At 56.9% G+C, this 21,964-nt stretch carries 17 protein-coding genes and 1 pseudogene; 7 read left to right on the forward strand and 11 right to left on the reverse strand.

From position 1 onward, the window contains the following. The first annotated feature begins 118 nt into the window (after nucleotides 1-118). The 3 genes from AC0WRY_RS24530 to AC0WRY_RS24540 all read left to right on the forward strand — a co-directional run bounded on the left by AC0WRY_RS24530 (nucleotide 119) and on the right by AC0WRY_RS24540 (nucleotide 3,023). Entirely contained in the window at nucleotides 119-949 is an 831-nt protein-coding gene (locus AC0WRY_RS24530; RefSeq protein ID WP_194403361.1) for a YqaJ viral recombinase family protein, read from the forward strand. After that, on the forward strand, nucleotides 933-2,138 hold the full coding sequence (locus AC0WRY_RS24535; protein WP_491121378.1) for an ERF family protein: 1,206 nt from the start codon (nucleotides 933-935) through the stop codon (nucleotides 2,136-2,138). Before AC0WRY_RS24530 ends, AC0WRY_RS24535 begins: the two co-directional genes overlap by 17 nt. A gap of 678 nt (nucleotides 2,139-2,816) precedes the next feature. Next, nucleotides 2,817-3,023 (forward strand): hypothetical protein, encoded by a 207-nt coding sequence (locus tag AC0WRY_RS24540; RefSeq protein ID WP_194403363.1) that lies wholly within the window; start codon nucleotides 2,817-2,819, stop codon nucleotides 3,021-3,023. 1,245 nt (nucleotides 3,024-4,268) lie between these two features. Here the strand turns inward: AC0WRY_RS24540 and AC0WRY_RS24545 are convergent. Both AC0WRY_RS24545 and AC0WRY_RS24550 read right to left on the reverse strand, forming a co-directional pair. After that, nucleotides 4,269-4,835, reverse strand: coding sequence for a D-glycero-alpha-D-manno-heptose-1,7-bisphosphate 7-phosphatase (locus tag AC0WRY_RS24545; protein WP_491121381.1), 567 nt, complete (start codon nucleotides 4,833-4,835; stop codon nucleotides 4,269-4,271). Between the two features lie 464 nt (nucleotides 4,836-5,299). Next, nucleotides 5,300-5,676, reverse strand: a pseudogene (locus tag AC0WRY_RS24550) (transposase); the annotation flags it as partial. Nucleotides 5,677-5,877: 201 nt separating this feature from the next. Between AC0WRY_RS24550 and AC0WRY_RS24555 the strand changes: the two are divergent. Beyond that, a protein-coding gene (locus tag AC0WRY_RS24555; protein WP_491121383.1) for an IS3 family transposase occupies nucleotides 5,878-7,064 on the forward strand; the annotation gives its coding sequence in 2 pieces (ribosomal slippage) (nucleotides 5,878-6,130 and nucleotides 6,130-7,064; 1,188 coding nt in all). A 1,373-nt stretch (nucleotides 7,065-8,437) separates the two neighbouring features. Here AC0WRY_RS24555 and AC0WRY_RS24560 read toward each other — a convergent pair. Beyond that, entirely contained in the window at nucleotides 8,438-10,369 is a 1,932-nt protein-coding gene (locus AC0WRY_RS24560; RefSeq protein WP_491123499.1) for an SDR family NAD(P)-dependent oxidoreductase, read from the reverse strand. A gap of 410 nt (nucleotides 10,370-10,779) precedes the next feature. On the opposite strand from AC0WRY_RS24560, the gene AC0WRY_RS24565 reads away from it, so the two are divergent. Beyond that, on the forward strand, nucleotides 10,780-10,857 hold the full coding sequence (locus AC0WRY_RS24565; RefSeq protein WP_491123500.1) for a hypothetical protein: 78 nt from the start codon (nucleotides 10,780-10,782) through the stop codon (nucleotides 10,855-10,857). Nucleotides 10,858-11,753: 896 nt separating this feature from the next. Here the strand turns inward: AC0WRY_RS24565 and AC0WRY_RS24570 are convergent. The 6 genes from AC0WRY_RS24570 to AC0WRY_RS24595 are packed head-to-tail and all read right to left on the reverse strand — an operon-like array spanning nucleotide 11,754 to nucleotide 17,066. Beyond that, nucleotides 11,754-12,491, reverse strand: coding sequence for a sugar transferase (locus tag AC0WRY_RS24570; RefSeq protein ID WP_491121385.1), 738 nt, complete (start codon nucleotides 12,489-12,491; stop codon nucleotides 11,754-11,756). Between the two features lie 29 nt (nucleotides 12,492-12,520). Next, a complete protein-coding gene (locus AC0WRY_RS24575) occupies nucleotides 12,521-13,438 on the reverse strand; it encodes a transketolase family protein (protein ID WP_491121387.1) in 918 nt (305 codons plus the stop codon). Next, a complete protein-coding gene (locus tag AC0WRY_RS24580; RefSeq protein ID WP_491121389.1) occupies nucleotides 13,435-14,292 on the reverse strand; it encodes a transketolase in 858 nt (285 codons plus the stop codon). The genes AC0WRY_RS24575 and AC0WRY_RS24580 overlap by 4 nt, the downstream gene beginning before the upstream one ends. A gap of 46 nt (nucleotides 14,293-14,338) precedes the next feature. After that, on the reverse strand, nucleotides 14,339-15,100 hold the full coding sequence (locus AC0WRY_RS24585) for a TylF/MycF/NovP-related O-methyltransferase (protein WP_491121391.1): 762 nt from the start codon (nucleotides 15,098-15,100) through the stop codon (nucleotides 14,339-14,341). Nucleotides 15,101-15,128: 28 nt separating this feature from the next. Further along, complete coding sequence (locus AC0WRY_RS24590; RefSeq protein WP_491121393.1) at nucleotides 15,129-16,253, reverse strand: DegT/DnrJ/EryC1/StrS family aminotransferase; 1,125 nt, start codon at nucleotides 16,251-16,253, stop codon at nucleotides 15,129-15,131. A gap of 33 nt (nucleotides 16,254-16,286) precedes the next feature. After that, nucleotides 16,287-17,066 carry a class I SAM-dependent methyltransferase gene (locus AC0WRY_RS24595; RefSeq protein ID WP_491121395.1) on the reverse strand — a complete coding sequence of 260 codons (780 nt, stop codon included), beginning with the start codon at nucleotides 17,064-17,066 and terminating at the stop codon, nucleotides 16,287-16,289. Nucleotides 17,067-17,290: 224 nt separating this feature from the next. Between AC0WRY_RS24595 and AC0WRY_RS24600 the strand changes: the two genes are divergently transcribed. Beyond that, nucleotides 17,291-18,478 carry a hypothetical protein gene (locus AC0WRY_RS24600; protein WP_491121397.1) on the forward strand — a complete coding sequence of 396 codons (1,188 nt, stop codon included), beginning with the start codon at nucleotides 17,291-17,293 and terminating at the stop codon, nucleotides 18,476-18,478. 347 nt (nucleotides 18,479-18,825) lie between these two features. Beyond that, nucleotides 18,826-20,277, forward strand: coding sequence for an O-antigen ligase family protein (locus tag AC0WRY_RS24605; RefSeq protein ID WP_491121399.1), 1,452 nt, complete (start codon nucleotides 18,826-18,828; stop codon nucleotides 20,275-20,277). Between the two features lie 54 nt (nucleotides 20,278-20,331). Here the strand turns inward: AC0WRY_RS24605 and AC0WRY_RS24610 are convergent, their stop codons facing one another. Next, nucleotides 20,332-20,901 (reverse strand): acyltransferase, encoded by a 570-nt coding sequence (locus tag AC0WRY_RS24610; protein ID WP_491121401.1) that lies wholly within the window; start codon nucleotides 20,899-20,901, stop codon nucleotides 20,332-20,334. 1 nt (nucleotide 20,902) lies between these two features. Continuing rightward, entirely contained in the window at nucleotides 20,903-21,964 is a 1,062-nt protein-coding gene (locus AC0WRY_RS24615) for a Gfo/Idh/MocA family protein (protein WP_491121403.1), read from the reverse strand.

Genomic DNA, 21,964 nt, shown 5'->3' on the forward strand with positions numbered 1-21,964 from the left:
GGCACGCAATTGCGCACTGGTTAGCGGGTTATGACTTGACTTTTTCATTCCAAATGGTATTTTTCATTCCATCGATTGCAAAAAACTACACCTGCTGGGGTGAGGGAGGTTAGTAAGCATGGATTCGAGAATTTTTGCAAAAGCTGACCACGATCGCCGCTCGTTTATCGGTGGCTCTGACGCTAGGATTATCATGGGCGATGATGATCTCGCCCTGCTGCGGCTCTGGAAAGAAAAGCGCGGCGAAGTTGCCCCCGATGATCTATCAAAAAATCTCCTGGTCCAACTGGGCACAGCAACCGAACAACTAAACCAGCATTGGTACGAGATAAATACCGGCCAAGCTATCATCGATGCGCAGCGGCGAGTATTTCACCCCATTCATCGGTGGATGGCCGCAACACCTGACGGCCGCGTCGAGCAGACGGGGGCGGTCTTCGAATCAAAATTCATGCTGCCTTGGAATTTTTCCGAGGAAGCCGCAGCCGAAAAGCACATGGCACAGCTGCAACACAACATGTGGGTTGTCGCTGCCCGCTCCTCGGTCCTCTCCATCATCACCGGCGGCGGCCAGTGGGTTGAAATCAAGATCCACGCCGACCCGCTCTATCAACATCTCCTGCTCACCGCCGAGAAGAAATTCTGGCGCTGCGTTCAGAGCGGCGAGCCACCTGTCCTCTTCAATATCGAAACGCCGCGCCCGCGCCTGGAAGCGATCAGGGTCGTCGACATGTCGACGTCCAATCAATGGGCCGAACTTGCGGCGACGTACCTTCGAACCCGGAACGCGCATGGCGAGCATGAGGCGGCGAAGGCGGATCTGAAGAAGCTGATGCCGGAGGACGCCAAGGAGGCGACGGGCCACGGCGTCAAAGCCAAGCGTTCCAAGTCTGGCGCAATCAGCTTCGAGGCCCAGGTGACGGAGGTCTCGGATGCACCAATCCAGTGAGCGAATTGGAACCATCGCAGCCGCCCTCGCCCGCGCCCAGGCGGAACTGGTGAACCCTGAGAAGACCCTCACCGCCGTCATCCGATCACCATTCCCGCGCGAGGACGATCGGACCTTCCGCTACGCATCCCTCGCGTCCGGCCTCGACATCGTCCGCAAGACGTTGAGCCAGCAGGAGATCGCCACCATCCAGACCACCCGGATTGAGCCGGTCACAAGTCAGATCCATCTCACCACCCTGCTCGCCCATGCCTCCGGCGAATGGATCTCCTCGGACCTACCGGTGTGCGCCGCCAAAGAGGTTGAAGCGCCGCACCGAATGGGGGCGGCCCTCACCTACGCCCGCCGGTATGCCCTCTTTGCCCTGGTTGGGATCGCCGGGGAGGACGATTTGGACGCGCCTGATGTCGTTATAGGGCCTCCAGCTGCAACCGAGCCGTCGAGCGCGCTAGGACCGAAGGGAAGGCCTCCGAAGGGGGTCCTGAACCGCCATCCAGTCTTACCCCCTGAACACTCCGCCGCGCTACTGGACCGGCTCTTGGGCGAGCTCGCGCGCCAGGAGGGTGGCGGCGGACTACTTGCCTGGACCAAGGCCACGCTCGCCCTCAAAAACACTCTTGTGGAGGCCGACGCACACATTCTCGAGGCCGCCTTCCAGAAGAAGTTCGAGCAGGCCGCCCTTCCCGAACTCAGTATACCTAAACAAGACACGGCGTCGCCGACCGAACAGTCGACCGCAAGTTCTAGGCGCTCAGACCGCGCATCGGCAGTCGGCGAGCCTCCCAAACCGCCCATCGCGGACCCACCAGGCGACCTAGCCTTTCCAAAGGAGCCGCCGCGAAAGCGCAGCAAGGAGCATCTGGTGTTCGTCCGCAGCCAACCTTGCCTGATCTGCAAGGAGAGCCCCGCTGACGCCCATCATCTGAAGTTTGCCCAACCCCGAACGCTCGGGCGCAAGGTCGGCGACGAGTTCACCGTCCCGCTTTGCCGGTGTCATCATCAGGCCCTGCATCAGCACGGCGACGAAAGAGGCTGGTGGGCAAACATGCGCATCTCTCCCCTCTTGATTGCGAAAGAATTGTGGGAGGCAAGCCCGGTCAATGGGACAAGCGAAGCGAGCCTGGTCAAATTACCGCTTCGCGAGGAAACCGCGCCACATGTTGGCCGTTCCGTGAGCCCCGAAACGTGAGTGGTCACTTCCATCTCCAAGGACTCCAGACGCCCCTCCTCGACCAATAGGGGTGGCATGCCAACGGCCTCCCGCTAGGCGAGTGATCTCGAGCTACTCGCGTCGAGTGCGGGCAACGCAATATGTTCGCATGTCAACCGATCGGCAGCAGTACTCGATTCAAAATCAGGCCGCCGTCATCGCAGCCTAGGCTCACGTCCACAATCTTACGCTAGTGCGAACGGATGAGGGCGAAAGCGGGTTGCTCCTCAAGAACAGGATGGGGCTTCTCCAATTGCTTGAGGATGTCGACCATCCCTGAGTCCGAGAAGATCACCGCGCGGATTTTTGAGCGCATCGCTAAACTGGAATTTGATGTCGCTGCACATTACGTCCCAAGGTCGAAACCTCGTTCTCGGCGAGCGATCCATCAACTAGAGACCTTGAGGCTGGCTTAGAAACGAGCAGTTTGCGCCCATTCACGCTGCCGATCCTCTCGGATAAACTAGCGGCGCGACCATAAATCCGATCGCAATCTCAGTTAACTCCCGCCTGCTCTTGGGCCGGCGGGTCTTTCTTTGAACCTTAGCTCAGTCTATCTGGCGTTCGGCGCCTTAACCAAATTTTAAGATCTATTGTGCGGCGGCGTCCCTTTTGGCTAGAAAGGATGAAGCGTCAAGTCAGTTGCGTTAGAGGCTCATGATTACGTACAAACAGTATCATATCCAGCGAGTTGAGCACGGCCATAAGCGCTGGACTGCTCGTATCACGAGGGCGGATGGCCAGAACATCCGCACCATCCTGCCGGCTTCTGAGCATCCCTATCTGGACACGAAGCCTGCCGCGTCGGCCGAGGAAGCTGAACAGCTCGCGAAAGAAGGCATCGACTTCGGCGGGGTAGTTTGAGCGGCCCCTCGGCTGCTCGCGTTAGCACTTAGACGTGAGAGCTCCGTACGGCGGCTGGAGGCGGTCGCTTTCTCGTGAGTCGCACGCCTTTGATTTTCGGCGCCCCGCATATGGCGAGTGCCTCGATTGGATAATCTCCTCCAGCATCTTTTCTGAGGCTCAAACGAAATGCCGCGCCTTCCCAGCCACGCAAGCGCCGCGGAGCAAACTGCTGACAGCAAGGCGGTCAAGAACCAGGACCGTCCACGAGCGGCGCTGATCGAACGCAGATATAAGAAGGCTCCAAGAAGCTTCCCATAGTTTCTTTGGAATTCTCCGTTAAGCTTGGCTACTTCCGGCAGATCGGACAAAGCCCTGCATTCGTCGGTCATCGGCTGGGCTCCATTTTCGACTGGACCAGCACCTTATAAACCAGTGTTTTGCCCGACGAAGCAATCGCAATTTCGGTTTTTTCGATGCGCTCGCCGTGACACTAAGTTGGCGCCGCCGGGCGCCAACCGGAAATGGCAGATCGAAAGAGCCTACTTACCTATCTCAGACGTGAATCGGGCCAGCGAGGGATCTCATCGGTCGGTCGAGATCGACGCAGAAACGGCCGCAACATCGCATATAGCACAAATAGGCCCGCGGTGAGCGCTAATGCCAGCAACGGAAAAATGTAGTTCATGCAGCCTCCAGGACTTCGAACAGATATTAGCAGTCCTGCAAATACCGTCTAATCGAACGATGTTTCCCGCTTACTGGCAGACCCATCTGCTTCCCCTTCGATCTCTGACCCTGCTTAAGGTCCCGATCCGTTGTCTCGCTTCACGCGTTTGATGCCTCGCCGCTGCCGCGACAGGGCAGATTTCTCATAGCGTTCCAAGCTCGACAGAAACTTCATATGCTTGTTCAGCGTTTTCAATCACGGCCAAGATCAGACCTAGCTTGATAGCTCGCAACCGTTCCTGTCGATTCCTGGCTTTGACGAGATCTTGAAGCGCGATCTCCATTGCCGCGCCTCTAAATTCCTCAGCAAAAACTGCATCGAGCCTTGCAGAACTAGAACTATCGGAGCCGTCCCAATATGACAAGCCATGCCGAAATGCATTACGGCTCGAAATGATTTTCCCATTGCTCGTCCGCGGGCCAGTACTGTTCGTCGCGTTTGCGCGATTGGCTTCGAATTGTCGTTTTGACGGCAGCTTGCCTCCTTGATTTCAGAGCCAGCAATCGAGCGATTTCTTGGTCGCAAAGACCCCAGCCTCACACTTCCGTTCTACCGGCGCGAGGATGAGATCGCGATTGATCTGGAGGACGGGACCGATCCACCAACAATGGGGCAATGAACGTATGGAGGTTCGATCGATCAAACAAATAGGCCGCTATTCCGGCCGCCTGGGCTGCAGCAAGGTCGGTCTGCTTATCTCCGATCATGAAGCTAGCATCGATATCCACTGCATACCGTTCAAGCAGTGCTCTAATCATCCCGGGCTGCGGCTTACGACAGTGGCAGAGCGCACGATAGCGCTCAATTTGGCCGTCGGGATGGTGGGGGCAGAACTCAAACGCATCGATATGCGCACCCACGATAGCAAGTTCACGCGACATCCATTCGTGCAGATTGCGAACATGGCGCTCCTCATAAAACCCCCTCGCGATTCCTGACTGGTTCGTCACGACAAACGCAAAATAACCGGCGTCGTTGACTGCCTTTACCGCCTGTTGGGCTCCTCTTACCCACCGGATCTTGTCCGGATCAAAAGCATAGCCATCGTCCTCGTTGAGGACGCCATCGCGATCAAAAAATACTGCCGGACGTACCAAGCTCATCAGCCCGCGCTGGAGGGGTTATCGCCGATCTTCCGACAATCCCAGCTTCATTTCAACACGTCGGGAGGTTGGACAGGAGTCATGCCTGCGCCGGACGGCCCTCGGGCGTAGATTGGCTTCGTTTTGTCGCTTTGATGATGATCAGCCTCCTCGTCGTCCTTACCAAAGCGGTGAGAACAAGAGCCAATTGACCTGCCATAACCAGCAAGAATGTTGCTGCAGATAGGACTGGCATTCCCATTCGATTGGAGCGTTACTGAGTCGGCCGGGCGCGATGGCAGCGCCGGTATCTCGCCTCGCGGAAGCGGGGCTTCGGGCAGTGCGGCATGAGACGCCGCTCGTTCTTGCGTAGGAGATACCGGTGACGCTTCAAACGAATGGCGCAGACGCGCCGACCCATATCATCCAACCCGAGCGACCGTCGCCATTTTATCGGCGGCTCAGACGCCCGCATCATCATGGGAGCCGCTCATGCCCATCGCCTGCACCAGATCTCCACTGAGCGGGTCGAAACGCCGTGCACGTAGACCTCCTGGACCACGGCGGTGAGCGCCTTCTCGGCCATGCGGCGCGGCTCCAGGAAGCCCGGAAAGTAGGAGCCCTTGCGCAGCTTGGGGATGCGAAGCTCGACCGCGCCGGCGCGGGTCTCCCAGACCCGGTCGCGATAGCCGTTCCTTTGGGCCAAACGCTTGGGGTTCTTCTCGCCGTAGGCCGTCCCGGTCTGGCTTTCGACCTCTAGTTCCATCAGCCGCTGGGCGGCAAAGCCGATCATCTCGCGCAATAGATCAGCATCAGGGCTCTTCTCCACGAGGGTGCGAAGGTTCATCATTTCGTCGGTCATCGGTGGTTCCTCGAATCAGGTTGGTGTCAGCAACCCGCCCCTACCGACGAATCCTCGATGACCACCGCAAAGCCGCCCACCCGCTCCGGCGCTGTTTGGGGGCGCGCGTGCAGGCGGCTTTGCTCTATCGAGCTACACTGACCTGCCACTGAGTATTTCCTCCAGAAGGAGTTAGAGTCCGGCCTGACGAAGGACGGACAAATGAAGCGAGCAAGGTTCACGGAAGAGCAGATTATCGCGGTGTTGAAGGAGCATGAGGCCGGGGCGAAGACGGCCGACCTGGCTCGCAAGCACGGGATCTCCGAAGCGACAATCTACAACTGGAAGGCCAAATTCGGCGGCATGGATGTCTCCGAGGCGAAGCGGCTTCGGGCATTGGAGGAGGAGAACGCGAAGCTGAAGAAGCTTCTCGCCGAGCAGATGCTCGATGCGGCCGCGCTTCGCGAGCTCCTTTCAAAAAAATGGTAGGGCCCGCCGCCAAGCGCGCTGCGGTCGCGCATCTGCAGGCTGTCATGAGCCTGTCGGAACGGCGGGCCTGCTCGATCGTGGGCGCAGATCGGAAGATGATCCGCTATCGCTCCAGCCGTCCTCCGGACGCGACTCTCCGTGGCCGACTGCGTGACCTCGCCAACGAGCGGCGACGTTTTGGCTACCGCCGGCTGTTTGTCTTGCTGCGCCGGGAGGGCGAGCCGTCGGGGATCAATCGGATCTACCGGCTTTATCGTGAGGAAGGGCTCACCGTCCGCAAGCGGCGGGCTCGCCGCAAGGCTGTGGGGACCCGTGCCCCGATCCTGGTCGAGGCGAGGCCCAACGCGCGCTGGTCACTGGATTTCGTCCACGACCAGTTCGCCAACGGCCGGCGCTTCCGCATCCTCAACATTGTCGACGACGTCACCAAGGATTGTCTGGGCGCCATTCCGGACACATCGATCTCGGGGCGGCGCGTGGCCCGCGAACTGACGGCGATCGTCGAGCGACGCGGCAAGCCAGGAATGATCGTGTCCGACCATGGCACCGAGTTCACCTGCAACGCCATGCTCGCCTGGTGCAAGGACACAGCCATCGACTGGCACTTCATCGCACCGGGAAAGCCGATGCAGAACGGCTTCGTCGAGAGTTTCAACGGCCGGATGCGCGACGAACTGCTCAACGAGACCCTGTTCTTCGATCTCGACGACGCCCGCGCCAAGATCGCCAACTGGGTTGCCGACTACAATCTCCAGCGGCCTCACTCGTCGCTGAAATACCTCACCCCCGCGGCCTATACCGCTCACCTCACCGCAACGGACGATCGGCTACGCAACCCCGACAAGCTTCGCCGATCGTCCGTTGCTCCACCCGCGCCACTTGGCGTACAAGACCCCGAGGCTCTAACCGCCGCCGGATGAAAGTTCAGTGGGTCAACACCAGCACTGGGGACACGACCGAGCTACAATCGAGCGACCACTCGACACCACCGGTTCGATGGCCTGGCGCTTGTACTCCTCAGTAAACGACCGACGCTGATGTTCCATTCGACACCTCCGGGCCCAACGAGGCTACTACAGGTGTCCACTCATTCGGAGGAGGTTCACATCTTGATGAACGAAGTTCCGGGACAGGCAGCGAGCGCCAACGAAACGCCCGTCCACCCCGACAACCGCGAGGACGATTTCGTCGTTGACCTAATGATCAGGCAAATGGAGAAACACCATCGCCGATCTCAGCGGCGACGCGCTTACAAATCAATTATGTCGCTTGGACCGTTACGCACGCGAGACCCCAGCTAGAACTGCGCGAGTACCTCGGCGTAAATCCCCAGAATTGCTACAGTGAAGTAGACGTAAACACTCCAGTTCATCAATTTGCGGCGCATGAGTTAGCTCCTTCAAATCAGTGGCAAGGTGACCTGAGATGGTTGAGAATTGACTAACCCTGCGGACAGCTCGCCATACTGTCCGGGGCACCTTCCCCGCACTAAGCAGCGGCCCGCGACGGGTTCCACGGCCCAAGGCGTTGATAATCTGCCAAATACTAAGGAGCTGATGGGCTGATGGGGCATGGATACGAGACAAGCTTCGGGACAGGCAGCGGGGGGAGAGCGAAACGAGCCGCGACGATGAACTGGTCGTTGACCTAGTGATCTGGCAGATGGAGAGGCAGGATCGTTCATCTCATCGCACGATCGAGATGCCTGATCCGCAGAATCCGCGCTAGCTAGTTTTTCCTCGCCGACGTGTGCGGTAACGTACAAGACCGCCGACAGCACGGGTCTTGCACTCTCCTCGTAAGCGCCCAGAATTGTTCGGGTCGATACCGAAGGCAAACGCAACATGACGGCAGAGAAATCAGCGTGTTAGCCGAAAAACCGAAAGGCGCCGAACAGCAGCCACGAGCCAGCCCATCGAAAACAGACGAAATCTGAGACGGGTTCGATCCGCGCGATCCTGGGTACAATTGCATACCGGATTGTGCTCGTGGCAGATGCACGCCAGCGACCCGTCGTCATTAAGGACCACCATGCCACCCACTATACCGGAGTGAGAACCTCAAAGGATATACCAAGTCTCAAGTTACTATCCAGAAGGGATCTACAGGTCAATGTCCGCCGTTGCCAAATTGAGTTCGTACAACACGGTTGCCGATAGGAACTGACGGAACCGCATATCGTCTTAAGGATAGACTTAGTCGCAGATCCGGACAAGATCGACGCCTACTACGCCGCGGAATCTATTAAGACGATGTACACAAGGAACAGGGTGCCAAATTTGGTCGCCTAAGATCACGCCTGGGCCCCGCCAGGCGCGGCGCCAAGTGCAAATTCTGGAACGGCCTGTTCGAGGAGCTCTCTGATCGCTGGCTCGTCATCCCGCTGAATTGCTTGCTCAAGCCCTGCAATCCATCGTTTCATTGCGAACATGTTCGGCCGGTTAGGCTCGGCTGCCATTATTCCGGGAATACCGATCTCGATAGTGGGTTCTTCAGAGGCAAACAAGATCTCGTTCAACCGTTCGCCGGGTCGCACGCCTGTGAACACAATTTCGATGTCGCTACCTGGCTCAAGTCCAGAGAGCCGGACCATGCGTTCGGCTAAGTCGACAATTTTTACAGGCTGGCCCATGTTCAATACATAAATGGATATCTTAGAGTGTTCTGTCGCAACCGCGTGCGTTGCAGCGGTAATGACGAGATCACACGCTTCCCGAATGGTCATGAAGTATCTGACCATCTCCGGATGAGTAACCGTGACCGGGCCGCCAGCAGCTATTTGGGCCTTAAATTTCGGCACTACCGAACCGTTCGAGCCTAGGACATTCCCAAACCTGACCGAGATCAGCCTAGTAGTCCTTTTTGCGGATGCTGCCTTCGACATCAAGTCTTGATCGAGTGCCTGACAATACATCTCTGCAAACCGCTTTGTTAGACCGAGCATCGAAACAGGTTCGATTGCCTTGTCCGTCGAGACCATAACGACAGCCTTTGCGCCAGCGGCGACCGCGGCATCAGCCACATTAATGGAACCAAATATATTTGTCTTGACCCCTTCGCTGCAGTCTCGCTCAAGGATAGGTACATGCTTCAACGCGGCAGCATGAAACACCAGATCGGGCTTAAAGGCGGTCATGAGCCGCATGATGTGTTCGCGATCTCGCACATCAGCGATACGCGCCTCAACCAGTGCCCTGCTACGCAGAGCAGCGAGCGTTTCAGAGATCGCATAAAGCGCTGGCTCGGAGTTTTCGACGATTAATAGTCGCCTTGCACCGAACGTAGCAACGCGCTCGCAAAGCTCCGCCCCGATCGATCCCCCACCTCCCGTAACCACAACGTCCTTGCCGCTCACGGCCGCGGAAAGTTGAGAGTAATCGATCTTCGCGGTAGGCCGAAGCAGGAGGTCTTCGATTCGAACGCTAGCAAGCCTGGGTACAGTTCCGCTTTCAATTGAGGGCAGCCGGTTGACGATCAATCCGAGGCGCCGCGCTCGCATGACGATCGATTCGGGTTGCGACTCCGCGTCAAGCGCTGAAGGAGTCATGATGATGCGACCAATAGACTTCTTGCGTTTCGCGAAGTCAGCTACAATGTCTTCGAGATCGTCTGTGTCTCCTAGCACCGGAAGACTACGGACCAACTGCCCTTGATCCGCACGGGACGGCGAGAGAATGCCGGTGGGCCAAATTCCCTTTATGGCTCCATTCTCGATCCCGCGTAAGATAACCTCCGCATCAGCGGCTCGGCCCACCAGGAGCGTTGGAGTTGCTTCGCCAATTCTGGCGTGGCGACGAACCCGAGTGTAGCGAAAATAGCGGTACCCCCCCCGTAGCAAACTGAGACAAAAGATCTCGAGAAACCAATAAAGGACAAGAGTTACCTTGCCTATGAAGTACCCCCCGAGGACATTAGGGGCCACGAGTATGTAGTCGAGCACGAGAAGCGCCAGCGTGAGAATTGTAGATACTTGAATGATCCTGATCTCATCCGGCAACGAAAAGAAGCGCCACTTCGTCGTGGTCAGTTGAAACGCAAAGCAAACGGCGGCAGTCAGAGCCAAGAAATAAGGAAGAATATAAGTCAGCAGCGGCAGACTTAGATAAAAGTCGCTACCGCCTTCGACACGCAGGTAAAACGCACCAAATAGCGCAGCCGCCGTCGCAAGCAGATCGTGGACCGCGATCAAAAGGTTACGCCGAGTGAGTTGAGATATTCGGGGCATAAGCGAGCTAGTCCAACGAAAGACACAGGAGAGACAGTTTTGCATTACGTGGCGACTTCCGGCACGCCTTTTGCCATAATTTTGCGCAGTGCGCAAAGCTATCGGGGCTCAGATGCAGATCACGGGTATGGTCCACGGGGCGATGCTGAGGACCGCCGTTGTGGCGCTAGCAGAGGACGCTTTCGGTGATCCCCCCATTGCTTCGGCGTACGGGCATGGCTTGCAACCGGCCGCCCCTATGTGCGCCGCGACATGAACTCGCTGGCCTATTTATTCAGAAATCCTCTAAGCGAGTTCGCATGGCGGCAACCTCTATTTGTTCCGCGGCGAAGCGGTAAGCAGATCAATATCCTGTAGCACGATGGATTGGGGATGTCCTTTATGCCAAACGGCTGGAGCTCGGTACTTTCCTGTGGCCGTCGTCGGCTGATGGTGTCGTGACAATCACCCCAGCCCAGCTCGGCTACCTGCTGGATGGCATCGGCTGACGGCTGCCGCAACGCACCTAGCGACCGCGGCCAGCCGGCCGGCCGATCGCTGGATCGAAAGGACAGCGCCCGGCCTGATGTAATTCTCTGGCCGGCCGTGCGCGCGAATTCTCCTTCCCACGATGTGACCGCGCTGCAGGCGATGCTGCGCCGAGCGAGCGGCCCAGTTGACCGCGGGGCGGAAGGTCAGGGGGACATTGCTGACCGAGAAGCTTCCGTCCACGATCAAGAAGCTGCGGCATTCCCAGTTCGGACAGTCCCCCCACCGAGGCGGGTTGTTGGACCAGTTGGAGCTACAGCCGCCAACCTGGAGGAGAGGGCGGCCAAAACTGAGACCAAAGCGCAGATGGTAGTCGAGAAGATTGCGGTGCCGTCGCGCGAGCGTCCGCCAGCGCTGCCTGAATATCTGCGGGAGCGCGTCTTCCGATACCTAAACCTACCTGATTGCGCAAAATTGGCGAAGGACGTGACCGACACACTAGAGCTCGTTCAACGCCAGTAGATGTGATCCAGCACCTGCGCGAGAAGCTGGTCTGCCAAGACTGCGAAGCGGTCGCGCCAGACGCAAGTTCTTTGGATTGGTACGGCTCACCAAGGCGCCAATCGCGGCCGAGGATCAAGCGCATCGATATCCTGTTCACCATGAAGCACGAGATAAACGAACTTACTGAGGAGGAGCGTCCGCGCATATGCTACTAGCGTGGCCGCCCTCTGATCGTCGAACTGCAGGATGCTTGCGAACAGCGCGCCAAGTTCTCCAGAAACAACGGCAAAGGCGCCGTTCAGCGCGGAACAACCGGCATTACAGTCTCTGAGCCGGCCAACATCGGCAAAGTACCAACGGGTAACACACAGGCGGCGCGCCGAACGCAACCGAATGCGCTGTCTAAAAGGGACTAGAGACTTTGAACGACGTTCGTCATACCCGGCGGCGGAAACGCTGGCAGCGCCTTGTCCCGGCGCGAAACGTCAATCAGCTCTGGATCCGCGCCGTTTCTCGCGAGAATGCGATTGACGCCCTCAAGCGCCGCCGGCTTGTTAAGGATTGCCACGACGGTCAGAAAGATCAGTTGTAGGTTCAATACGATACTGCGCTTCTCAACGTAGAACAGACCAAGACGACTTTTCCACGGACGAATAATCTGCTCGTAAAGCAAGTCAGGATCCGTAGAGCCCCGCAAAATTTCACCTTCATCGGAGAATACGATCGAAGCGAGATCGGTGATGCCGGGTCGCACGGTCAATAGCCTTTTCTCCTCCGAGCTGTAACTACCAACGGCCTGGAGAACGTTCGGACGCGGGCCAACGAGGCTCATGTCTCCCTTCAGCACGTTCCAAAGCTGCGTGATTTCGTCAAGCTTGTAGCGTCGGATCAAATGCCCGACACGCGTGATCCGCATGTCAGTATTGGAGGTTGAAGCAACGCCGGTGCGATCAGCATTCTTGACCATCGAACGCAGCTTGACCATTTCGAACGGCCGCTCGCCGCGTCCGGCACGTTTAGCTACATAAAACGGCGAAGAGCCATCTTGCCACCAGACAGCGATCATCGCCGCGAGAATGATAGGCGAAAAGACGATCAGGCCGATCAGAGACAGGCCGATGTCGAGTGCGCGCATCGAGACGGAATACATGACCTCCAACCGGCCGCTTTAGCCGTCCCCTAACTCGTCAGCTCGCGAACCGCCGCGCAGATCGCCGATGCATCGACTCCGTAATAATTGCGCAGGAACCGCTGATCGCCGACGATCGCAGAATATACGCCGGCAAGACCGAGACGTCTAAATTTGACGCCGATGCCCATCTCAACGCAGACTTCGGCGACCGCGCCTCCCAATCCCCCGCTGACTTGATTCTCCTCAACAGTGACAATCGCCCCCGTTGTTGCTGCGGCATCGCGAATTTCTTCGATGTCAACGGGCGTCAGCGTATGCATGCTGACCACCCGCGCAGAGATGTTCCGCTTCAACAATTGGTCAGCTGCGGCCAACACATCGGCGACGATACCCCCACAGCCGATTATAGTAACGTCTCGCCCCTCACGCAGCCGTCGCGCCTTCCCAAGCTGGTACGGAATACCCAAACCCGAGGTATCGATCGGAACCTGCTTCTCGATTCTGAGATAGCCTACGCCCGCCGTCGCAGCGAGCGCGTGCACAGCATGGCGGGTCTCGAACCGATCGCAAGGCGCAACCACGGTCACCCCAGGAAGCGCACGCATGATCGAGATATCCTCGGTCGCGTGGTGTGACATGCCAAGATTGCCGTACGTAAAGCCACCGCCACTGCATACGACATTCACATTAGCACCATGATAACTGGCATCGTTCCGGATTTGCTCAAGGCAGCGGAGCGTTGAGAAGTTCCCGATGGAATAGGCGAATATCTTCCAACCATCCAGCGCAAGTCCGGTGCTGATGCCGATCATGTTCTGCTCGGCAACTCCGACGTTGAGAAAACGGCTAGGAAACTGTTCGATGTACTTGTTGAAGATGCCAAAGCCGAGATCGGCGGTCACAAGCATGACGCGCTCATCCTCTCCGGCAAGTTCGGTCAACGTGTCGACGAAACCGTCCCTCATGATCGCGGCCGCGCCTTCTCAAGCTCTGCCACCGCAGCAGCATACTCGTCAGCCTGCGGGGTACGATAATGCCACAGCACCGAATTTTCCATGAAGCTTACGCCACGCCCCTTGGTGGTATGGGCGATTAGGAGACTCGGCTTGCCAGTTTCGAATGGCACGCGGGATAGACGACGCGCGAGCGCCGGGTGATTGTGCCCGTCGATCTCCTCGACCGCCCAGTTGAAGGCCACTAGCTTTTCCTTCAGCGGCTCGAGCCGCAGCGTATCGTCGACGGAGCACAGACTCTGGAGCTTATTATAGTCAACAATAGCAACAAGATTGTCGAGCCGGTGATGCGCGGCGAACAGGAACGCCTCCCAGTTCGAGCCTTCATCGCATTCGCCATCGCTCATTAGAACGAAGGCACGATGCGAAGCCTTGCGCTTCTTTGCGCTCAGCGCCATTCCGGTCGCAACCGACAGCCCGTGCCCGAGCGAACCGGTCGAGAGTTCTATTCCCGGAATGCCTTTGTGGGAGATGTGGCCCGATAAAAGGGAACCGTTGATGCAGTATTTCTTCAGCTCTTCGGTCGAAAAGAACTGCATCTCGGCAAGTGCAGCGTAGAGAGCGCAACCTGCGTGCCCTTTGCTCAGCACAAAGCGGTCGCGTGCAGGGTCACATGGATTGAGCGGATCGACGGACAGAATGGAATCGTACAGCACCGCAACGATATCGGAAATCGAAAAAATTGAGCCGATATGAGATGTCTTGGCGCGATTAACCATATCGACGGCATGACGGCGAATTCGCCACGCAAGCTCGGCCGAGGATTCCCAGCGATTAGCCTGTTCGAGATGTGTGGTAGCAATCATGGTCCGAAGGTCCTAAGTATCTCGACGCCGAGCATAGAGAGCTGATCTAGTCTATCACCGCGTAGGCAATATAGGGATCGAAGAAAAGCCGCCGCAACTGCAGCTTCTGGCGCTGACAGAATTCAACCATGGCCAGCGTCTCACCTGGCCACAGTGGATTGTCCAGTTCGTCGAACGCTATGATGGCCCCCTTGGGCATTCGTGGAACAAAACTTTCCAGCGCCACCTTGGTCCCTTCATATAGATCGAAGTCGAGGAACAGCAGCGATACCACAAGGTGCGGATGCTCGTTGACGAACTGCGGGATGGTTTTGGCGCCATCGCCCTTGATCAGCTTTACCTTTGGGATGTGTCCGATGAAGCGCGTGGAATCGTGAATCGCACTGAGTTGCATGATTTCGTCGTAGCTGTCGGCGGCGAGATCGCCCGCCTTCACATGTTTGCTGGCATCCGCGACATCCTTCGAGTCGAGATCGGGAAATCCGCCGAAAGTATCGAAGCCGTAGATTCTGCGCGTCAGATTAACCGGCTCAATGATGGCCGAAAGCTTGGCCCAGGTCATGATTCCGAACCCCTGATGCACGCCGCATTCGATAATCGAACCCTTGACCTCGACGACTTGCTTGAAAATCTCGTAAAGTGCGAGGAAGCGAGTCAGGTTCTGCCGCCGGACGTACTTCGGGAAGTTCTCGATCTTCTTTTCCCACGGCAGCGCATTGGCTTCGAACAACAGCTTGTTGCCCGCAGCCTCGTGCTGCTCCGCCTCGGTACGAAAGCCGCCGGCCACCGCGGGCTCGTTGTGAGTCATATTAAGCTCTCGAATACAGGATCAGCGCTCAGGCGTTCTCACGGCGATAGAAGTCTGCGATGGCGCCGCTAACATATGCCACGGCCTCGTCATCCACTGACACATTCATGGGCAAAAGCAAATACCGCTGTGTCATGCGCTCAGTGTACGGTACATTGCCCCTGAGCCCCAGCTTCTCGAACTGATGAATGGTATAGCCGCCCCACTGGATGATCGTGCCGACGCCCCGGTCTTGAAGATAAGCCTTAAGTTCGTCGCGATCTTCCGCCTCGATCTCGTAGTTCTGGAAGATGTCATAATGGTCCGGCTCGGAATCAGGAGGCGGCGGCAGCCTGAGTTTCTCGATATTCTTGAGACGCTCGTGATATTGCCGTGCAATCGAGCGGCGGCGTTCGACTTCCTTGTCGTAGTAGCGGAATTTGACGTTGAGAAGAGCAGCCTGAATGTTGTCGAGCCGTGAATTATAGCCCCAGGCTTCGACTTTGCCGGATTTTCCGCGACCATGATCGCGCAGCATACGGGCGTTGCCGGCGATGGAATCGTCATCGGTGATGATGGCACCGCCGTCTCCGAAGCAGCCGAGCGTCTTCGACGGGTAGAACGAAAAAGCCCCCACTGCGCCGAACCGGCCGGCCTGTTTACCGCGGAATTTCGCACCCAAGGCCTGGCAACTGTCCTCGATAATCTTGAGGCCATGTTTCGCCCCGACTTCGCAAATCGCGTCCATGTTGGCCACGCGACCATTTAGCTGGACCGGCATGATGGCGCTAGTCCGGCTCGTGATCGCCTTCTCTGCGGAGGCCGCATCCATCAGGTGATCCGGGCCGCAGTCGACGAGAACAGGTACCGCACCCGCGTGATGTGCCGCGGCCGCGCTTGCCACGAATGTATGCGACGGCACCAGAACTTCATCGCCCGGCCGGACCCCGGCGGACCTAAGCCCGATCAAGAGGGCCATCGTTCCGTCGGCGACTCCGATCGCATGCTTCGCGCCGGTATAATCGGCGAGCGTCGTCTCGAAGTCGTCCAGATCTTTCTGCATAATGAAGGCGCCGCGTCCGCTCGCATTACGAAATGCCTCGACGAACTCCGCCTCATACAGACGGAACAGCGCCGGATAGTCAAAAAACGGTATCTTCTTCATTTGTTTCATTTGTGCTCCATGCCGAGGCACACTCCTAAACATTCAATGACGCTGGGCTGCGCAGTAGACCACCCTGTGTCGCCGGTCGGGAACGCCAGCCGGAATTGGCACCGCCCACTTATAATCGATCATCCCTTCGCTGATCTCGATCGGCATGCGCACAAGGGAGCCGAACACGATCCGCTTCAAGAACTTCTTCCCGTTCATCGTCTTCGGCATCAAATTCAAGCCCACAACCGCTCTCTTCACTGGAACCAGCGCCCTCTGCCATAGAGGCGCGGCTTCATAAGTCCAGTAGCCGAAAAAAGTTGTCGTAAACGCGTCCGGATCGAACAAGCGGCCGAGCTCCTGTACGCCATGATAGGTGTGCGAATAGGGGCTCGGATTGAAATCCGGCATGTCCTTATTAGAATTCGTCACCAGGACATATCCGCCTGGGCGAAGCACGCGGCGGCATTCAGCAACGAACGCAGAAGGGTCGGACAAATAGTACAGCGCTTCGAAAATAATGATCACGTCCAGCGAACCGTCCCCGAAGGGCAACGCCTGTGCATCGATCACTTGGGTCGGAACCCGGCTGCCATAATGGGCATTCACCCGTGCCACCAATGTGGGATTGATATCGCCAGCATAGATAGCTCGGGCCCGCTGCGCCAAGTAGCCCAGCCCGAAACCGCTACCGCAAGCGACCTCCAATACATCCTTCCCCTCGCAATATGGCGCCGCCCAATAGTAACGATGACAAGCGCTCGCAACCTGCTGCCGAGTCACCTCATCGCCAGCAAGCTCGGTGATCGTGGTGAAGTCCGTGGCCGCTTGCATACAAGTATCAAATCGCCTGCAGTTTCAATGCATTACAACATGCCCGGGAACGCTCGTCAACGCCCGCGCGTCTTTAAAGCAAGGCTCCCCAATTTGACAAGCCCGATTTTTGGCGATTTCAAGTGTCCGCGAGCATGATAGGACTGTCGCCGTCGAGTCTTCACATCGATCGGCGACTCGAGCATCGGTCACGCGAGGACAGCGATGGAATCAGAACGCGCAACATGACGCTACGCACACTCGCCGGCTATCTACATGGCGCGTTCTGGAAAATTCTCGCGCTTGTGGCGAAGGCGGCTTTTGTCCTGGTCATTGTTCCGCGTCTTGCGGAAGGCGTTTTTGGCGGTTACAGCCTCGTCTCCACGGTGGCGATGCTGGCGGCGGTCGGATTGTCACTCGGCGCGTCCGATGCGCTTCCGGTCTTCGCCCGCGGCCGCAAGGCAATCGAACAGAGCCTCGCTCCGATCTTTCATCTTGTTTCGATCGTCGCCGGCATCTGTCTTGCGGCCAACTTAGTGCTCGGCGGCTTGGTCCCGATCGCCGCCGCCGTGACGGCCGCCAATCTCAGCTATCTAATCCTGTCAGGCGTCCTGCGTTCGAGCCGACCGCATTACTATGAACTGCTGACAAATTTGCCGACTCCGCTTTTCGTCGGACTTTGCGTCGTCCTTAGATCTCCCGATCTCGAACACCTCCTTCTGCTGTTTGCACTGGCCAATCTAGTCGTCGTGGTCGGCATCGGCGCCTGGAGCGGCCTGCTGTTCCCGAGCAGCCGCAGACAACGAATCTACTCAACGGCGATCGCACGTCGTCTCCTGACGACCGGCAACATCAAGAGCCTGTCCACGATCCTGCTGCTCGTCGATTTCCGAGCCCTGATCTTGGTGCCGAGCATCCTGTTTGCGACCGTGCCCGCTGATACGCTCGCCATGGCCCTCACGTTGGCGGAGGCCGCCTGGCAGCTTGGCATGGTGGTCGTAAACCGAAGCTATTCGCGCTACTGTGCCGGGCTCGGAACCCTCGCGGATTCTATCAAGACCGCGACCATGCTCCTGATCGGTTTTGCCCTACTTGCATTCGCCTTCATCTGGCTCCCTATTCCGTTCACTATCCGCCGCTTCGACTGGAAACTGATCGGCTGGGCGCTGCTGTTCTTTGCAGCCATGATCGCTCTGTTGGAACTGCGCTACTTTTTCTGGTCGCGTGGACGGTACGACTATCAGATTATCTTGTCGCAGCTCGGCATCATCGCCGTCCAGACGCTAATCATCGCGATCCTGCCAGAAGGCCTTTGGCTTCCGGTGTCGGCGATCGTATTGCTCATGGGAACCATTTTGCTGCTGGCGATACTTTTTCGAACACGGAAAGGCCTGTCGGTCAGCACGCGATCGATCCAGACTACAGATCGTTAGCTGGTCGCCTGCAAATCTTCAAACGCAGCGGGACAACGGCCGGTGCTCTTGCGCGTCAGCAGAACGCGCCCAGCCGCGCTGAACATTTGACGAAGCAACTGCGGACAACCGGGCACGTTGCACATGCTCCTGATCTAAACACGGGCTCTACGCCCTGTCGGCAGACGAACGTCGAATCATCCCAGATATCTTGGCCTCGTCCAATGCAGCGCCACCCACTCAGCAAGGAGGATCCAAGCCTCGGAAGAAAGAGATTACACGCCAAAAAAGCCTCCTTCCTTGACCTCGCTATCCGTTCCATGCAAGTGACGCATGATAGCGGCTCGATCAAGTGAAACAGGACTCTAATGGCTTTCACAGCCCGGTTTTTCCGATTTCAGGATTTTGTCCTTCGGCGAGATATCCTCGGAGCTGCTTGTTTCGCGATCGCAGCTATATCAGGGAAGCTCGCGGCAACCAAGCTTCTCGGCAGCATACTTCCGCCCTCGCTACTTGAAATAAGATTATGGACAACGATTGCCGCTGCCGGACTTCTTCTGCCTTTCGCTCCCTCGATACGCTGGAACCGCTTTAATACATATCTGTTTGGCAGCATCCTTATCCTAGTGGTTTATGTCGTATTGCGCGCGCCGTTCGGTGCAACGGACCTCACTGCTTCGAAGGTTGCCGATCTGATCTATCTCATAACTTTTTGCTATCTGATGCTCATCGTTGCGTCCGATGCGGGCAGACTTATTGTTTGCGGCGCAACAGTGTTACTTGCGGCAGGGACTCTTTTTATCCTTGCGCTTACAGGCATCGCTACGAACCCGGAGTTGAACGGGGCCGGTTGGGCGGCCATTGGTGGACCTTTGACGTTTTACCGGCTTGAGTTCCTAGGTTTCAGCTGCACTTTGTGGATGCTGTTGCGCAACAAATCCCCTGCTGTAATCGGAATTATTCTACTGGGCATTTTCCTGTTCGCAACGCTGGCGTCCCTATCAAAAGCTGCTTATGGAGCAGCTACAATTGTTCTTTTAGTTCTCGCTGCAGGACTGATCGCGCAGCGAAACTGGCCGACCCTTGGAACTTTGGTAGTAGCGGCACTTGTCGCACTGGCAGGTTGGCACAGCTTTCTCTCAAGCAACTTTTACGTACGGGCCAAAAGTGCCTTTTCATCTCAGCAAGCTGAACCGACCGAACCAGATGTCGTAGAAATCCAAAAGCGCTATCAATTAGTTCTTCCCGCGGACTCTCCGCCAACAGCGCCAGGGACGGAGCCTGATAGGTATCGATTGAACAAAAATAACTTTCTTGCGCCCGGCTTCAGCTTCTCGACCGAGTTTCGTTGGTGCGTATTGGATGCTCCGGTGGGAACTGAAAAAGCAACGGTGACCTGTCATGAAAAGACGATGATTGACAAAACCCAGCGGATGTTTTTTCTATTTAAAGCGCTAGAAAACCCTACCCTATTCGGTCATGGGATTGCGAATTTCCGGGTCCTCGCCCTCAATCCAGGCGCCGGCTATCAGCTCGAGCAATACACTTATCCACATAATGTGGTTGTTGAACTGCTGTACGAGGCGGGAATTATCGGTCTTGGTCTTCTTATCGTCGCGCTGATTTGTTCGGTTGCAGTTTTTTTTCGTTTTTTCGGCTGCGACCCCGCTTCACTTGCCGTTGGAGGCTTTGCGCTTTTTATTTTCATATCAGCCTTGGCGGGCGGAGATTTCTACGACTTTCGACTGTTCTGGTTAGCTGCGCTTATAGCGAGCACACCGATTGGGGCAAACTTGGAAATGTCTCGATCGCAAAGCTAGATGAGCAACGACTGCTGTCACAGTTTGAGTCGACCAAACTCGCCGCTAGCTGGGTCACGACCGAAATGTGCAGGAAACGCGATCGACATCATAATGACGGCCGCACGAAGAGCATGTGATAAGGCCAAGGCTTTTGGGCAGTTGAACGCCGCACAAGCACATCCAGCCGATACGTCGTGCGGGCACCCCTGCCATAAGGGCAAAGGGGGGCACATCCCGATTTACGACCGCGCCGGCAGCTATGAAGGCATTTTCACCAATTGTCGAGCCACAGATGATGGTGCAATTAGCTCCGAGTGTCGCCCCCTTTCGTACCAACGTTTCACGATACTCGTTTTTGCGAGCAATTGCTGAACGCGGGTTATAGACATTGGTGAAGACCATGCTCGGTCCGCAAAACACATTATCCTCAAGGCGCACCGCATCATAGACTGCAACGTTGTTCTGGATTTTTACGTTGTTACCAATAACAACGTCGTTCCCGACAAATACGTTCTGTCCAAATGAGCAGTTACGCCCAATGCGGGCTTTACCGCAAATGTGTACCCAGTGCCAGACGCGCGAACCGTCGCCGATCTCGGCACCGTCGTCGACAATCGCTGAGGAATGGATGGTCACAGTCACGTCAGTACTCCAAGGGTAAGCAAACGCGCTTGCCGTCACGAGCCGAACGATATGCTGCGATCAATACTTCAAGTGACTTCAGACCGTCACGACCATCTGTCGCTGGCACCGCCGCGCCACGCAAAACCTCAATCACGTTGTCATAGTACAGCGGATGGCCGAATCCATAGACTGACGTAGTCTCGTAGCTCGCTGACTTGATTCTCTGGTCATCAACATGCGGTTCTGAGAATTCCCAATGCTGAATCTCATTGACTGCCACACCGCCGATCCGCGCGGTCCCCTTCTCGCCAAGGACGGTGATGCTGCCCTCAAAATTCTTCGGGTAGGCCAACATAGTCACGTTCATCGAACCTAGTGCACCCGAGCGCCAACGAACGGCGATTACACCGGTATCCTCGACCTCAATATTGCGAGCCAGCGTCGCTGTGTAGGCTTGGAGACTCTCGATAGGACCGATCAACCATTCTAGCAGATCGACATAGTGGCTGGCCTGATTCATCATTGCGCCACCGTCGAATTCCCAGGTGCCTCGCCACGCGGCGCTGTCGTAATAGTCCTGCGGTCGGGTCCAGAACACATTGATGTTGACCATGTAGATGCGACCGAAACGGCCGTTCTCCACTGCTCGTTTTAAAAGCTGAAGGGTCGCGTTCCTGCGGTTTTGCTTCACGACGAAAAGGCGAACGCCGACCTCGTCACAAGCCTTAACCATCCGCAATCCGTCGGCCCACCTTGTAGCCATGGGCTTTTCGGTCATGACATGACGGCCGGATGCCGCAACTTTGATAGCCTGGTCAGCATGCAAGCCGCTCGGTGTCGTCAGCACCACGACATCGGCATCTGTTTTCGCAAGCATGCTAATAAGGCTACTGTACGGTTCTGCTCCGGTCGTTGCGGCGGCGGCGTCAAGCGCCTTGACGTCGATGTCGCATACGCTGACCAATTCCGCACGGTTGTGGTGCTGCCTTATGGCTGCGAAATGATTTTGCGCGATCCTTCCACAACCTACGAGCGCGAATTTGATCTTGCGATCGGTAATGCCGACTGGATATTCGAGCAT

The sequence above is a fragment of the Bradyrhizobium sp. T-12 genome (assembly GCF_058314695.1).